This window comes from Advenella sp. (assembly GCF_052108595.1).
Classification (GTDB): Bacteria; Pseudomonadota; Gammaproteobacteria; order Burkholderiales; family Burkholderiaceae_B; genus Advenella.
In genome coordinates this window covers 1-12,930 of the sequence record NZ_JBQEAU010000126.1, presented here as the reverse complement: position 1 = coordinate 12,930, position 12,930 = coordinate 1, and the positions used below count along the sequence as shown (strand labels likewise).

The window sequence follows — 12,930 nt, the reverse complement described above, 5'->3', positions numbered from 1 at the left end:
GGTCTACCCCGGCGCTACCGATACGCCGATGATGACGTCGTCGCGAGCGGGTCCCGATCTAGGTTTCGTTCGTGAACCGGCTAGCGCAGTGGCCCAGGCCATTGTCCAGGGTATAGAAGCCAACGCAATGCAGGTAATTCGTGGCGGCGAGGTGCGTGAGGCGATGATTGCACAGAACCGCACAGATCCCCTTGTACTGGACGACAAGTTCACATCGCTCAAGCCTAAGCTTGCCGAAGCGGTAAAGGACCATTTTTCACTCTGACTTTGTAAAGGAGCGTTCCATGGCGGATACCAAAGCTATTGTATTTGATCTTTACGGCACGCTGTACGACGTTCACTCGGTGGCTGGCCAGTGCAATGCATCGTATCCCGGGCAAGGCACGCAAATTAGCGAGATGTGGCGCCAGAAGCAGCTCGAATATACTTGGTTGCGCAGTTTGATGGGACAGTACATTTCGTTCGAGCAGGCGACTCATGATGCGCTCGTCTACACCTGCAATCATTTGAAGCTACATCTCGACGAGACGACTTGTAAGGTGCTGTGCGATGCTTATCTGAACTTGTCGCCGTATCCAGAGGTGCCTGACACACTGCAGCGCTTGAAAGACATGGGGCTGCCGCTGGCTATTCTGTCCAATGGGTCGGCTTTCTCGATTGACAGTGTCGTGAAAAATTCTGGCTTGAAAGAATATTTCTCTCATCTGCTTAGTGTTGAGCGCATTGAAGTATTCAAGCCCGATCCACGCGTTTATACGCTCGCGTGCGAAGTTTTGAGCCTACCGCCGTCCCAGATTCTCTTTGTCTCGTCAAATGCTTGGGATGCCTCGGGTGCACGGCACTTTGGATTTGACGTTTGCTGGGTTAATCGTCGCGACAGCACGTTTGATGAATTGGGCACTTCGCCCTCATATGTGGTTGGTGGGTTGGATGGGGTGCCAGAAATTGTCCGCGAATTTGGCGATTTTTAGGCGGTAACTTCAGACGTAAAAATATAGAAATTACATTATCATATTGGCTAGAATGGTAGTCATACTTCAGTATTGGAATTGTCTAGTATTTGTAATGGTTTTGCATGAAATCTGAATGGCCTTCCCAATCCGTCAGATTTATATATAAAAAACCCCGTTAACTCAACGAGTTACGGGGTTTTTTATAGCCTGTTTTGTCTTTATGGCCTTATAGGCAAGCTTGCAGACAACTCACTCAGATCGATGACCTATTGAGCAAGTCATGAGTTGTCTATTTCCCACCGCCTGTCGCATGTACGACATAGGCCACGATTGCATCCATGGATGTCTCATCCAGGGAGTCGGCATAGGAAGGCATAACGGCCATGCCTTCCTGCAATACCTTCTTAATGCGTGCCGCATCGGGTTTCAGTTCATCAAGATCGGGGCCGATGGTTCCGGCTGAACCCGCGTCTTTCAGGGTGTGGCACACGGCACAGGCGGGCGCGGCATCAGAGATGAATAGGGCTTTTCCCTTCTCCAGCTGAGCATCGGAGTCAGCTGCAAAACTGGCGCCTGCAACGCCCATCCATAAGACAGCCGCTGCGGCTGACAATACAACATGCTTCATTTTTTTCCTTAGGCGACTTTGACCGCCACCATGTGGTCGCGCCAACTGTTGTTGATATAACCGCGATTATTTTCACGGCGTGCCTCGGGCTGAGTATCGCCAGCCTCGTTGGTAGCGCGGCAGGCCAGCTCGTGCGTACCAGCGGCCAGGTCGGCGCTAAAGACGAATTCACGCCAGGCGTACTTGCCCAGGTCAGGCCCGACGAACTCGGCCTTCATCCAATCTTTGCCGCCGTTTACGGAAACTTCGATGGACTTGGCCGCGGTCATCCCGCCCATGGCAATGCCGCTGATCTGGACACGCCCGGCAGCAACGGTTTGCTCCGGGTCGGACGGGGAGTTGATCCAGGACTTGACCGGCAATTCCCAAATGGAATCTTGGCTGGGACTGGGTTTCTCGCCTACCGGCGTCCACCGATAGCTGGTTTGCTGTATTTTGGCCGGCGATTGCTCTTTGGTGAATGCCAGGTGCTTGATGTACTTGATGGAGTTCACGCCGGTATAGCCGGGTACGATGATGCGCAAGGGGCCGCCATGCGCCAGCGGCAGGGCCTCGCCATTGAGCTCCCATGCCAGGATAGCGTCTTCAAGGGCTGAAATTGGCACCGAGCGTTCGATCCGGATGGTGTTGGGATCCAAGCCTTGCGGAATGGCTTCGCCGCCCGTGCTGGTCATGTAGACCATGCCTTCGGCCATGCCCCCAACTGCTTCCAACAGCGCTTTGACCGGCACGCCGGTAAAAATGACGCAGCCAGCGGCGCCCACGGTCCATTGCGTGCCGCTGGGTTTATGTGGAAACCAGGCCCGGCCGTTGCCTGAACACTGCAGGACCATGGGCACAGCCGCCAAGCCCAGGGCTTTGAGCTCAGCCACGGTGAAGCTGCGTGGCTTGGCAACGCCGCTAACCTCAAGCGTCCAGCTGTCAGGCTCTTTCATCATGCTGGCATCGGTTGGCGGCGCTACGTTGTTGCGGACGAACAGGCGATTAGTTGGCGTGATGACGCTGTTTCCAAAGGCCGTTCGCCGGGTTTCTATCGTGTTCGCGCTATGGACGATCATGCTGTCGGCATCTTTCCAATTGGCATACCCGGGCAAAGGTTTGGCGGCCGAGCCGCCCGCGCCGGGGTCCGCTTTGCCGATATCGGCGCGGGCCACGCCAGCCAGTCCCGCCATCGCGGCGATGCTGCCCGTTGATATCAGCATCTGACGACGGCCTGCATTAGTCAGCTTTTCCATTATTGTCTCCCTGATCGGTTTGGTCTATTCTTTATATCTATAAGTCATATATTTATATCTCACATCATATCATAATGAAATAGAGACCGGGCAACCATAAAGTGATGCGCCAAGGCAATGGTGGCATGGCACCTGCCAGGTACTTCAGTGCATTACTGAGCATCCCAGGGTTCTCAAGCGCTTGCGTCAAAGTAGTTGTCTGTGCTTTTGAAGGTGACACGGTCATGTTTGAGCGTGAATTTGCGCCACTATGTGAGGAGAACGGGAGTCTCATTACAGCATTAACAAAAAGATGGCGTTTTTTAAGGGAAAACTCAAAAGATTACGTAAAGGCGCGTTCGAACGATTCCTTGGTTTCTGTTTTGCCACGAATATTTTCAATTGGGCACGAACGTTTACAGGTGTTGCATGGTGACGATGGTATAAAAATTTAAGAGCAGGCTTGATGCCTGGGATTTTAAAAAGGACTACTTATGAATCATAAACTTACAACACTGACGGGCTTGATTTTATGTGCAGGACTGGCCGCATGTTCAACGTCAAATGAAAACGGCAAGGATTTGTCGCAACAAACGGTCGAATATAGCTGCGGCCAAGGCAACACCCAGCCCGTAAGCGTCCAGTACACCTTCCAGGGTGAGGAGCCGCTAGCCGCCAAAGTCGTCTATGCCAACCAGGCAATGGAACTCACACGTGCCACAACCAACAACGCCGACATGGTAGGCAATACATTTCGCGGCAATGGATACACATGGACCACCGACAAATTCACGCGTGAAGATGTAGGTTCGGTCAACGGGAAAATGCTCACCCAGGACGCGCGGCAGGGGGGCATTGGTCAGACTTCCACCGTTGGCAACGTTCTTGTCAAGGATTGCAAGGTCGGAGGCGTCTAATTAGCGTCATTACTTATCGTCATCCGATGTTTTGGGCTACCTGCATCGGATTGCCACCGAACGGAATTACTCTAAGAATTATCACGAGTTACAACGAAGTTTCCCAGCCCTGCGACGGTGGGGTAGCTTGGCGTTGCCGCCGAAACTGCGATGGGCTTATTCTTGCCCATCGCATGCACGCCTTGCGAATTTAGCAGTGAATCTACCTGGTAGCGGGAGTGCAACCCGCAATGGCTGGTTGGAGGAAAGATAGAGCCGCTGCTGCGGGTAAGTGTGTTCGAGGATTGGATATCGCAAGTTCTCAAGTCATCCCGATGATTGTCCGGCACCCAGCTTTGGAGAGAGTCAGTTTCTTTCGCCAGTTCTTCGATCACGGGCGCTTGGTAGTGCTAAAGTCTCGATTGCTTCTCAAATCGTGATGAAACCTAAACTTATGCCGCCTCACTTAAACTCCGAAGAAGAAACCCCTACGAACTCATGCCTTTTTTGCGCAATTGCCAACAGGAATATTCCTGCGCATATCGTGTACGAAGATCATGAGTTCATGGCTTTCCTGGATATCAATCCCATACGGCCGGGTCATGTGCAACTTATCCCACGTATGCATTATGCTTATTTTGATGATCTTCCCTCGGATCTTGCTGCCCGCATGATGCAGCTTGGACAGCGGCTTGCCAAGGCCATGAAGTCTATTCACAAGGTAGAACGCGCCGGCTTTGTTTTCACCGGCAGCGATATTGCACATGTACATGCGCATCTTGTGCCTTTAATCGGCCATGCAGACATCACTTCAACGGCATATATTGAGCAAACGGATCTTCGTTTTGTCGACGCGCCGCGGGCTTCCAGGGATGAGCTGATCAGGCAGGCCGAGCTACTGAAGAACGCCTTGGTGGTTCAATAGCATCGTTTTTTTCGGTATGTAAAAAAATCACATGAGCGTGTGGCGCAAGAGCGCGCCTGAACGCGGCGTGGCTGCGGTACTTCGCCTTAGTGTCGAACTTCCAGAACAACAGCTTTTTTGCTCAATTCATCCAGTATTTCATGAATCTTTACCTTGTTTTCTTTATCCAAATTCGCATCCCATTCATCCAGTAAAAAATATTTAATATTTGGATACGTGGTAATTTCCTGCAGCGCCGTTAGCATGCGTTGTCCGGTGGACAAAGGCCCCGTTTCAGCGTTCCATACCAGCTCATTCATGGAAGCAGGAAGGTAGAACGCATCGTTTGCGAAGTGTTTCTTCAAATATAAAAGCAAAGTGGATTTGCCAGAACCGTTTTCTCCTCTTAATGTGAACCGTCCGCAATTTACTTCCGTTAACTGTTTTGCCACTGCTGCATAGCCTGAAATTTCGGCTCCATTGAGCTTAATGGACCTGACTGGCGCATCTGCAATGTGGCCGTCATTTTCTAAATCCCGCACGATATCAAAAAGAAATTGATAGCTGGCCTTAACTGAAGACCAATCCAGTAGTTGATAAATCAAAGTGCCCAGTGAATTGAGTATATGAAATACTCTGGTCAGATTCACTATAATTGCGGCTGCCACCGCAGGGTCCAGCGTGCCGCTAACCAATGTCGAATACACCAAGTACGCTGTTGGCAGCAAAGTAAAGACACCTAATAGTAGATTACCGGTTTGTTGAAGGCTTGTTTGCTTTAACGATTGTTCGTAATATCTATTGCCGGCCTGCGTTACGCGATTGCTCCAGCTATCAAAGTTTTGCACATTCCCTAGGATTGCATTACTCCAGATTTTTGCCAAGCCCGAGCCATAGTCAGAAAAGGTTTTTTCAACTTTTTTTGTTTCACGAGCAATTGGTTCGTGCAGGAATACAATAGAAACGATACTGATGACAACACTCAATAAATAGCCAAAGATCAGCTCGTTGGGCAGAATGATGCCGATGACGATCAGACTTAAGCCACTGTTTAACAGGAAGGTTAGAGACCCTTGTATAAAAGCAATAAATCCACTCAGAATGGGAAATGAGTTGCGGGAAATGACCGATTCGATCGAGTTTCTAAGGTTGATATCGGTATAGATACCCGGCCGGGCAAAGCACTTTTTCCGTACCATTTCAATAAAATGTTGATGAACATGGTTTGACCACTTTTGCATCTGAACAAGGGACAGGCAGCCGGGCAGAAATGGCGTGATCATGCAAAAAAGGTACCAAAACAAGCTTGCGGAAAAAGGCTCGCCGGTTTGATATGCAGTTATTAACTGTGTAAGGAAAAAAGCTGATAATGCAATGAGAGACTGATGTATAACGACCAAGCCTAACGACAAGGCGGCATGTCTATTGAAAAGAATGTTTTTCATAGCATTTCTTAATTCAATCGTTTGATTTTCGATAATTTTTCTTCAGAATTCTGAAGCAGAAAATTGACTCGAGGGCTGATCAGCTCTGTGGAATGACCGTTAGATATTATTGTTTTAACTGAATCAATTGATTTGAGTGCCTGATCTATCAACATACCTGTAGGTGGGAAGATGAGTGTGCGTTGGAAAAGTTACACTTATTATCATAATCAATCCAGGCCTCATATCAAATGAGATTTATTCTCATTTGTGTCAATAAATGTTAAGTTGATTTAATCGCACAACAATAGCGTTGAAAATGACTATCGAACCGTTATTTTCAGCGGCTTCAACCACGGGGTTGCACTTTTTTCCTCGTACTCAAGTTCTGCGGTTAGCGTAGGGCTGCAGCTGCAGACTCTCTTTGGACTCCTGTCATAAAAGCAGGCCGAATGATCCCGGCCAGCTACGTGTCTCCATTAAAGCCCCGGGGCAGCATCTGAGCGATGTTTACCTGCCCCTGGCGCGCACCTTCAAGCGCCGCTACGCAACATAACGGCAGACCGGCTGTTGCCCCGTTTCCAGCGGATGATGTCGAGTACGATGAATGCCAGCAGGCTGACGCCCATCAGGGGCAAGGCATAACCCAACAGGGCAGCGATTACCACTGAAATTGCCTTTAGCGAGGTCGGCAAATGCATCCATGCAGCAACAAGCGTTCTTGCCGGATTGGACCCGGAAGCGACAGGTCTGCGCAGCCACCACATGCGATATCCCAATGCGATCATCACACAAAGCCCGATCCCGAAAGCGATCAGCAACAGCTGGTTGGGCAGGCCGAACAGAATCCCCATATGCGTATCCACACCCCATCGGGTCAGCTTGGCGACCAAAGGAAAGGTGTTAAATTCGGTCCGGTCGACGATACTGAAGTCTTGCGGATTGACGGCAACGGCATCAACCTGCGTGGGCCAGCGACGATCCACTTCTGTGACCGTCCAGGCTTTACCGGCCTCCTTGGGCGCACGAATTTCTATCATGCTAGAGCGGATCCCGGCTTGTCTGGCGGCAGCAACAACCCGTGGCCAGTCTTGTGTCGACTGTGCTGTGCCCGCCATGGCGGCATGGTGTTCGGCATGAGGATCGGTATGCATGGCGTGTGCGTCCTGGGCTAACGTGGTGTTGACTTGTGGCGTGAGCCACCCCATGTTGGCACGCAATTGGTTGATATTGTCTCCCGCCCAGCGCGACCAGGTCAGGCCGGTCACCGACACAAAGATCAGGCCCACAAACAGCATCAGGCCCAGCGTTGTATGCCAATGGCGATTTTTCAGGAAAGCACTTCCTTTTCTTGGGCCCTTGCGCGCCGTGCGGGTGCTGAACCATAGCAGCAGCCCTCCCAGCGCAGCAGCCCACAGCCAGGAGGCCGCCAGCTCGCTGTAGTTTCTGCCCAGATCGCCCAGCAGCAAGGTGCGATGCGCCTTGTCCAGCCATAAGCGAATGGGCAGCACGCCGCTGGTGCCATAGACCATCATGTCACCCTTTATCTGAAGGGTATAGGGATCGACAAAAATGGCTCTGGACTCCGACGCCCCGTAACTGGCGTCGGCAAACTGCACGCGTGTCGTATTGGTGGCCTCGGGCGCGGGCCTGACCGCATAGATATTCGCCTGCCGGCCAACATGGTCCTGTGCAGCTTCAATTTGTTCAGAAAGCGGCCTGGCGGTTCCCTGTGGATTGATATAAAGTGTGTCCGCATAAATGGCATTTTCAAGTTGTGGCGTCAATACATAAAGGGTTCCGGTCAATGCCGCTACGAATATGAAAGGTGCTATAAACAGGCCAACATAAAAATGAATCCTGCGCAGAAAGTTGATCGCCGCCCCCTTGGCGGGTATAGGTGTTAAATGTGACATAAGGATTTGCTCTTATTGGTGATTGTTGCTGGCACCGTCATGCAAGGATCGGGCAGTGGCCTGGATCTGCATGTGCGTACGATTGCCGTCGTTGTCTTCGAAGGTCAGCGTCATGGGGATCATGTTTCCCTCGCTGATCTGCTTTTTTAGGCCGATCAGCATGATGTGATAGCCACCAGACTTGAGGGCGACCGGTTCAGCTGCGGCCAGTGCAAGTTCCGGAATCTGACGCATTTTCATGATGTCGTTTTCCATCGTCATCGTGTGCAGTTCAACATGCTCTGCGACAGGCGAAGCGGCGCTAACCAGCTTGCTGTCTGATTGTGCGGTCAAAAGCATGAAGGCGCCGGTAGTGGTCTGTTGTGGGACGGTGGCGCGTACCCAGGGATCGTCCACCTTTACCTGCGTATAAATTATTTGCGCATAAGAGGCCGATGCGACCATAAACGTTGACAGAAGGGCAGCCATTGTATTGATAAATATCGACATAACATTCTCCGGAATAATTAATCAAGGGCCAATATCTTGCGAATATCCTGCACATACTCCTTATCGGTCTGGGTATGTGACAGGGCGATCCGAAGGCGACCGGCGGTGTCATACAGGTAGCTCAGTGCGGTGTGATCCATGGTGTAAGACGATCCGGTGGGGATTTTTTGATAGTAGACCTTGAATTCTTCGGCGGTCTGCCGGGTCTCTTGCAACGAGCCGTACAGGCCAAGGAACGTGGGGTCGAAGGCGTTCACATAATTGCCAAGCAATTGCGCACTGTCCCTTTCCGGATCCACGGTAATGAACAATACCTGCAGGCGCTGACCGTCCTTGCCCAGCATTTTTTTGACGTTTGCAGCGCGCAATAGCGCGGTTGGGCAAATATCCGGACACTGGGTAAATCCGAAAAATACCAGGACCACCTTATCTCTGAAATCGGACAGCGTATGGCGAGCGCCATCGGTGCCGTCCAGTGAAAAGTCCCGGCCAAATTCGGCGCCGGTCAGGTCGCGCCCATGAATGTTGGTTAATGTCGCGGGGCGAGAGCAGCCGTACAGAATGAGACAGCCGATCAGGACCGTGGTGATAATGCGCAGAAATCTATTGATTGGCGGCATGAGGCCTCCTTCGCGGGAATAGATATGAAGAGCGCGATGAGACCGGCGCACGGACGGCTGCAACAAGGGCAGCCTGCGTGCGAACAGGAATAATAGGCATGAAAAAACCTCGGGAGATGAGAATCACGGGTTGGTGATCGCAGTCATCGCGGTCACCAGTGAAATATCAGCCGAGGTGGGAAGGGGGCGCGCGTGGGCCCAGAGGCGGGCCGAGCGCAGGCAGCGGTGGCAAGGCCCGGTTGTGCTCGACAAATGGTGCCAAACGCTGTTGCCATACGGTGACTGGCACTGCCGGTGAACCCAGGATAGGCAATATGCCCTGGGATATGACCAGGCCAAACGGACATTCCTGGCCGGCGTGGTCCTGGGGAGGGGATTCGTTGGGCTGCTTGGGAATGCTCAGCAGTAGTGTTTCATTGCCGCCATCCGCATTGCAAAGCGTCAGAACGACGGTTCGACCTTTGTCGCCCGACAATACAGGCATATAGCCGCTGGGGATCACCGATCTGCACACGAACGCAAGCATTGCCAGGCACAATAAGAGTTGCCAGACCGAGATGCCTTTGCAGAGGAGATGCTTGCGCACTGCGTACATTATTTTGCGATATCAAAGCATTCGACAAGAATACGGATGCGGGTGTATGAACCGTGGATCATCGCATATTAAGACAAAAAATGGGCGATGTGAAAAGTATTTTTGAAAAAAATGGTGCATCCCGAATGAGCCGGTATCGTGGTTAACTATGTCATATTTCATTTTTTGATAACGGCGCTAAGTTGCAACGTTAAGCAAACTGTATATCAGCCAATAGGTGTCGCACGGGTAGATGTCCTGGAATTTTCAGGACATCACCAATCGCATGCGAAGCGCAACTGTGTCGTCAGCGATCTGTGATAACTGCACAAATAATACGATGATAATAAAACGTTCCGCTCGTTGGGTCCTGGGTGATAATATTCGCACTGACACAATCAAAAAAACATTTTTTTAGTCGCAAATAGAAAGAGGAGAACTCATGAATATACCAGCAACGAAAAAGTGCAAAAAGCTTCGCCTGAGCATTGCCGCCGCATTGTGCCTTGGCACGCCGCTGTTGCCTGGTACGGCCGCCGCCGTGGCCGCCGGCTCGGATGCCCAGAAAGTGGCGCCACCGTCGGCTCTGAGCGCGAAAATAGACAGCAAGGCCAGCGACATTGAAAACAAGTTGATTGCGTGGCGCCGTGATATTCATGAACATCCGGAACTGGGTAATCAGGAAAAACGCACGGCCAAGCTGGTCGCAGACCATTTGCGCAGCCTGGGCATGGATGTCAAAACAGGCGTAGCCGTCACCGGTGTGGTGGGTGTGTTAAAAGGAGGCAAGCCGGGACCGGTGGTTGCCCTGCGCGCCGATATGGATGCCTTGCCTGTGAAGGAGCAGGTTGACGTACCGTTTGCCTCCAAGGCCACCGGCACTTTCCTGGGCAAACCGGTCGACGTCATGCATGCCTGCGGCCACGATACGCATACGGCCATGCTGATGGCCACTGCCGAAGTATTGGCCAGCATGAAGGATGAGTTGCCGGGCACGGTCAAGTTTATTTTTCAGCCGGCTGAAGAAACCCCCGCAGATTTTGAACCCGATGGCACCAATACCTGGGGCGCCAAACAAATGATTGCCGAAGGCGTGATGGACAATCCCAAAGTGGACGCTGTCTTTGGTCTGCATGTGTCCAGTTCATATGAAGCCGGCAAATTATATTGGCGCAGCGGTCCCGCGATGGCGGCCGCCGATCAGTTCTGGGTTGATGTCAAGGGCAGGCAGACCCACGGAGCGCGGCCCTGGCAGGGCGTGGATCCGATTGTAGTGGGTTCGCAAATTGTCATGGGACTGCAAACCATTATCAGTCGTCAGTCCAATATCGCACTGGAACCGGCAGTCATTACGGTGGGAACGTTTCATGCCGGCAATCGGATGAATATTGTTCCAGAGGACGCTGCCATGACGGGTACGATCCGCACGTATGATGAAGGAATGAAAAAGGACATTCATCAGCGCATTAAGCATACCGCTGAGTCGATTGCCACCAGCGCCAATGCGAGTGCCAAGGTCAAGGTGGTGGAGCTATACAACGCCGTGGTCAATCCTCCCGACTTTACCGAAAAAATGGGACCCACTCTGCGACGGGTAGCTGGCGAGGGCAATTATGACCTGCAGCCAAAATCCAGTGCATCGGAAGATTTCTCGTTTTATCAGCAGAAAGCACCGGGCATGTTTTTCTATCTGGGGGTCACGCCCAAAGGGACGGAACTGAGCAAGGCCGCCCCCAACCACTCACCGCATTTCTATGTAGATGAGTCAGCCATGATTACCGGCGTGCGCGCCATGTCGAATCTGGCCGTGGATTTTCTGAGCATGAAGTGACCTGGGGCGTTGCCCAGGAGCACAAGTGCCAGATTGGGTAGGAGAAAAGGGCAAGAGAAAAGAGCGGGGCGCCTTCTCGAGCAGTGTTCACAAGACGAGCTGAACGTCCAAGGTAAATGCTACCATTCGGAGAAGGCGGGCTTTAAGGTCAATTGTCGGATCGAATGGCCCCTATTTATTATCGTTCAATGATGAGGTAACGATGCACGGACCAGACCCGAAAAACAAACACCCAATGGATGGCTTTGCTCAGGTTTGTTTTATCAAGAATACGGTGAAAAATCCAAATATTATCGTTGGCGACTACACCTACTATGATGATCCGGAGGACTCGGAAAATTTCGAACGCAATGTCCTGTACCACTATCCGTTCATCGGAGATAAGCTGATTATTGGCAAGTTCTGTGCGATCGCACGTGGTGCAAGATTCATCATGAATGGCGCAAATCATAAGCTGTCGGGCATCTCTACGTATCCGTTCCAGATCTTTGGCAAGGGCTGGGAAAGCGTCATGCCGGCACTGGGCGAGCTCCCTTACAAGGGGGATACGGTTATTGGTAACGATGTCTGGATAGGTTATGAGGCGCTGATCATGCCTGGCGTGAAGATCGGCAATGGCGCCATCGTGTCTTCGCGCGCGGTTGTTGTGGCCGATGTACCTGCCTATACAATTGTCGGAGGCAATCCGGCCAAACCGATCCGGCAACGTTATCGGCCCGACGATATTGCGGTGCTGGAGGCCGTCGCCTGGTGGGACTGGCCTGCGGAAAAAATAACACGCAATTTATCGATCATTGCATCGGGCGACATAGAGGCCTTGCGCGCAGGCGCGGTGTAGATCTGGCAACAGACATTTGCCGGACGTAGATTGCCGGAAAAGTAAAGCCTGTCAATGAAAAACACCCCCAAAAATTGGATCAGCGTCCAACTTTATGGGCAGTAGTTTGCAAGCGGATTTCTAAATGCACATCACTGCTTAGCAACGGCCTTGTTTGTCATGTCCAGGAGAACAGGCGCGGCTGCGATGATAGGAACGGTGGCTTTTGTACTTTTTATGATGATTGTACTTGCGCTCGTATTTCGGTCCCTTGTATCGATAACCATCGCGATATCCCGAGTGGCGGTCATGTGCTACGCAGCCCGAGAGAAAGATCATCAGCATCCCGACAACGACAAGCATTTTTTTCATTTGTGATCCCCTGTTGGATTTACTTTGACCACATGATAATAGATGACAAGTGTCATTGTCTGTTGCCGCTTGTAAGGTAAGTTTCAGCTGGGTACAGCAATTGAATCGATTCCATGGCTGGTTTTCTTGGTCGCTAAAAACTTCAAGATGCGTTTAGGCTGCACCACGTCGCACCGTGCCGGCTCGAGTCTCGCCGCGCCGCGTTACGGCGAATCGGGCAGGATTGCGGCGCGGGCCTGAGCTGAACTGCTTTGCTCAAGTGAGTCTGACCGACATGCCGCCGTCAACAATC

General features: G+C 51.7%; 14 protein-coding genes and 1 pseudogene. 7 read left to right on the top strand and 8 right to left on the bottom strand.

The features are described from left to right. Window positions 1-265: pseudogene (locus ACTIKR_RS17970) on the top strand (SDR family NAD(P)-dependent oxidoreductase); the annotation flags it as partial. A 19-nt stretch (window positions 266-284) separates the two neighbouring features. Next, the gene (locus tag ACTIKR_RS17965) at window positions 285-971 is read left to right on the top strand and encodes a haloacid dehalogenase type II (RefSeq protein ID WP_193087597.1); all 687 of its coding nucleotides are present in this window, start codon (window positions 285-287) and stop codon (window positions 969-971) included. A gap of 271 nt (window positions 972-1,242) precedes the next feature. Here the strand turns inward: ACTIKR_RS17965 and sorU are convergent, their stop codons facing one another. Both sorU and sorT read right to left on the bottom strand, forming a co-directional pair. Then, the gene (gene sorU, locus ACTIKR_RS17960) at window positions 1,243-1,581 is read right to left on the bottom strand and encodes a SorU family sulfite dehydrogenase c-type cytochrome subunit (protein WP_193087598.1); all 339 of its coding nucleotides are present in this window, start codon (window positions 1,579-1,581) and stop codon (window positions 1,243-1,245) included. An 8-nt stretch (window positions 1,582-1,589) separates the two neighbouring features. Then, the gene (gene sorT / locus ACTIKR_RS17955; RefSeq protein ID WP_193087599.1) at window positions 1,590-2,816 is read right to left on the bottom strand and encodes a SorT family sulfite dehydrogenase catalytic subunit; all 1,227 of its coding nucleotides are present in this window, start codon (window positions 2,814-2,816) and stop codon (window positions 1,590-1,592) included. A 224-nt stretch (window positions 2,817-3,040) separates the two neighbouring features. On the opposite strand from sorT, the gene ACTIKR_RS17950 reads away from it, so the two are divergent. The 3 genes from ACTIKR_RS17950 to ACTIKR_RS17940 all read left to right on the top strand — a co-directional run bounded on the left by ACTIKR_RS17950 (window position 3,041) and on the right by ACTIKR_RS17940 (window position 4,616). After that, on the top strand, window positions 3,041-3,250 hold the full coding sequence (locus tag ACTIKR_RS17950) for a hypothetical protein (RefSeq protein ID WP_193087600.1): 210 nt from the start codon (window positions 3,041-3,043) through the stop codon (window positions 3,248-3,250). A gap of 39 nt (window positions 3,251-3,289) precedes the next feature. Then, window positions 3,290-3,712: an ACP-like domain-containing protein gene (locus ACTIKR_RS17945; protein ID WP_193087601.1), complete on the top strand. Its 423-nt coding sequence runs from the start codon at window positions 3,290-3,292 to the stop codon at window positions 3,710-3,712. A 433-nt stretch (window positions 3,713-4,145) separates the two neighbouring features. Beyond that, window positions 4,146-4,616 (top strand): HIT family protein, encoded by a 471-nt coding sequence (locus ACTIKR_RS17940; RefSeq protein WP_442328568.1) that lies wholly within the window; start codon window positions 4,146-4,148, stop codon window positions 4,614-4,616. Between the two features lie 86 nt (window positions 4,617-4,702). Here ACTIKR_RS17940 and ACTIKR_RS17935 read toward each other — a convergent pair whose 3' ends face one another. The 5 genes from ACTIKR_RS17935 to ACTIKR_RS17915 form a co-directional block, all read right to left on the bottom strand. Continuing rightward, window positions 4,703-6,040: a hypothetical protein gene (locus ACTIKR_RS17935; protein ID WP_442328567.1), complete on the bottom strand. Its 1,338-nt coding sequence runs from the start codon at window positions 6,038-6,040 to the stop codon at window positions 4,703-4,705. Window positions 6,041-6,552: 512 nt separating this feature from the next. After that, a complete protein-coding gene (locus ACTIKR_RS17930) occupies window positions 6,553-7,935 on the bottom strand; it encodes a PepSY-associated TM helix domain-containing protein (RefSeq protein WP_442328566.1) in 1,383 nt (460 codons plus the stop codon). A 12-nt stretch (window positions 7,936-7,947) separates the two neighbouring features. After that, on the bottom strand, window positions 7,948-8,424 hold the full coding sequence (locus ACTIKR_RS17925) for a copper chaperone PCu(A)C (protein ID WP_193087604.1): 477 nt from the start codon (window positions 8,422-8,424) through the stop codon (window positions 7,948-7,950). A gap of 17 nt (window positions 8,425-8,441) precedes the next feature. Beyond that, complete coding sequence (locus ACTIKR_RS17920) at window positions 8,442-9,044, bottom strand: SCO family protein (RefSeq protein WP_193087605.1); 603 nt, start codon at window positions 9,042-9,044, stop codon at window positions 8,442-8,444. A gap of 166 nt (window positions 9,045-9,210) precedes the next feature. Further along, on the bottom strand, window positions 9,211-9,639 hold the full coding sequence (locus tag ACTIKR_RS17915; protein ID WP_442328565.1) for a DUF2946 family protein: 429 nt from the start codon (window positions 9,637-9,639) through the stop codon (window positions 9,211-9,213). A 421-nt stretch (window positions 9,640-10,060) separates the two neighbouring features. Here ACTIKR_RS17915 and ACTIKR_RS17910 point away from each other — a divergent pair, with 421 nt between their 5' ends. Then, complete coding sequence (locus ACTIKR_RS17910) at window positions 10,061-11,449, top strand: amidohydrolase (RefSeq protein ID WP_442328564.1); 1,389 nt, start codon at window positions 10,061-10,063, stop codon at window positions 11,447-11,449. Window positions 11,450-11,651: 202 nt separating this feature from the next. Beyond that, window positions 11,652-12,287 carry a Vat family streptogramin A O-acetyltransferase gene (locus ACTIKR_RS17905; RefSeq protein ID WP_193087608.1) on the top strand — a complete coding sequence of 212 codons (636 nt, stop codon included), beginning with the start codon at window positions 11,652-11,654 and terminating at the stop codon, window positions 12,285-12,287. A gap of 138 nt (window positions 12,288-12,425) precedes the next feature. On the opposite strand, the gene ACTIKR_RS17900 is transcribed toward ACTIKR_RS17905, so the two are convergent. Next, a complete protein-coding gene (locus ACTIKR_RS17900; protein ID WP_193087609.1) occupies window positions 12,426-12,638 on the bottom strand; it encodes a hypothetical protein in 213 nt (70 codons plus the stop codon). Between the last annotated feature and the right edge of the window lie 292 nt (window positions 12,639-12,930).

What these genes read in the sequence shown, in the direction of transcription:
- ACTIKR_RS17940 (WP_442328568.1), top strand. Translation starts at nt 4,146, where the DNA reads ATGCCGCCTCACTTAAACTCCGAAGAAGAAACCCCTACGAACTCATGC.
- ACTIKR_RS17925 (WP_193087604.1), bottom strand. Translation starts at nt 8,424, where the DNA reads ATGTCGATATTTATCAATACAATGGCTGCCCTTCTGTCAACGTTTATG.
- ACTIKR_RS17950 (WP_193087600.1), top strand. Translation starts at nt 3,041, where the DNA reads ATGTTTGAGCGTGAATTTGCGCCACTATGTGAGGAGAACGGGAGTCTC.
- sorU (WP_193087598.1), bottom strand. Translation starts at nt 1,581, where the DNA reads ATGAAGCATGTTGTATTGTCAGCCGCAGCGGCTGTCTTATGGATGGGC.
- sorT (WP_193087599.1), bottom strand. Translation starts at nt 2,816, where the DNA reads ATGGAAAAGCTGACTAATGCAGGCCGTCGTCAGATGCTGATATCAACG.
- ACTIKR_RS17965 (WP_193087597.1), top strand. Translation starts at nt 285, where the DNA reads ATGGCGGATACCAAAGCTATTGTATTTGATCTTTACGGCACGCTGTAC.
- ACTIKR_RS17945 (WP_193087601.1), top strand. Translation starts at nt 3,290, where the DNA reads ATGAATCATAAACTTACAACACTGACGGGCTTGATTTTATGTGCAGGA.
- ACTIKR_RS17915 (WP_442328565.1), bottom strand. Translation starts at nt 9,639, where the DNA reads ATGTACGCAGTGCGCAAGCATCTCCTCTGCAAAGGCATCTCGGTCTGG.
- ACTIKR_RS17935 (WP_442328567.1), bottom strand. Translation starts at nt 6,040, where the DNA reads ATGAAAAACATTCTTTTCAATAGACATGCCGCCTTGTCGTTAGGCTTG.
- ACTIKR_RS17910 (WP_442328564.1), top strand. Translation starts at nt 10,061, where the DNA reads ATGAATATACCAGCAACGAAAAAGTGCAAAAAGCTTCGCCTGAGCATT.
- ACTIKR_RS17920 (WP_193087605.1), bottom strand. Translation starts at nt 9,044, where the DNA reads ATGCCGCCAATCAATAGATTTCTGCGCATTATCACCACGGTCCTGATC.
- ACTIKR_RS17905 (WP_193087608.1), top strand. Translation starts at nt 11,652, where the DNA reads ATGCACGGACCAGACCCGAAAAACAAACACCCAATGGATGGCTTTGCT.
- ACTIKR_RS17900 (WP_193087609.1), bottom strand. Translation starts at nt 12,638, where the DNA reads ATGAAAAAAATGCTTGTCGTTGTCGGGATGCTGATGATCTTTCTCTCG.
- ACTIKR_RS17930 (WP_442328566.1), bottom strand. Translation starts at nt 7,935, where the DNA reads ATGTCACATTTAACACCTATACCCGCCAAGGGGGCGGCGATCAACTTT.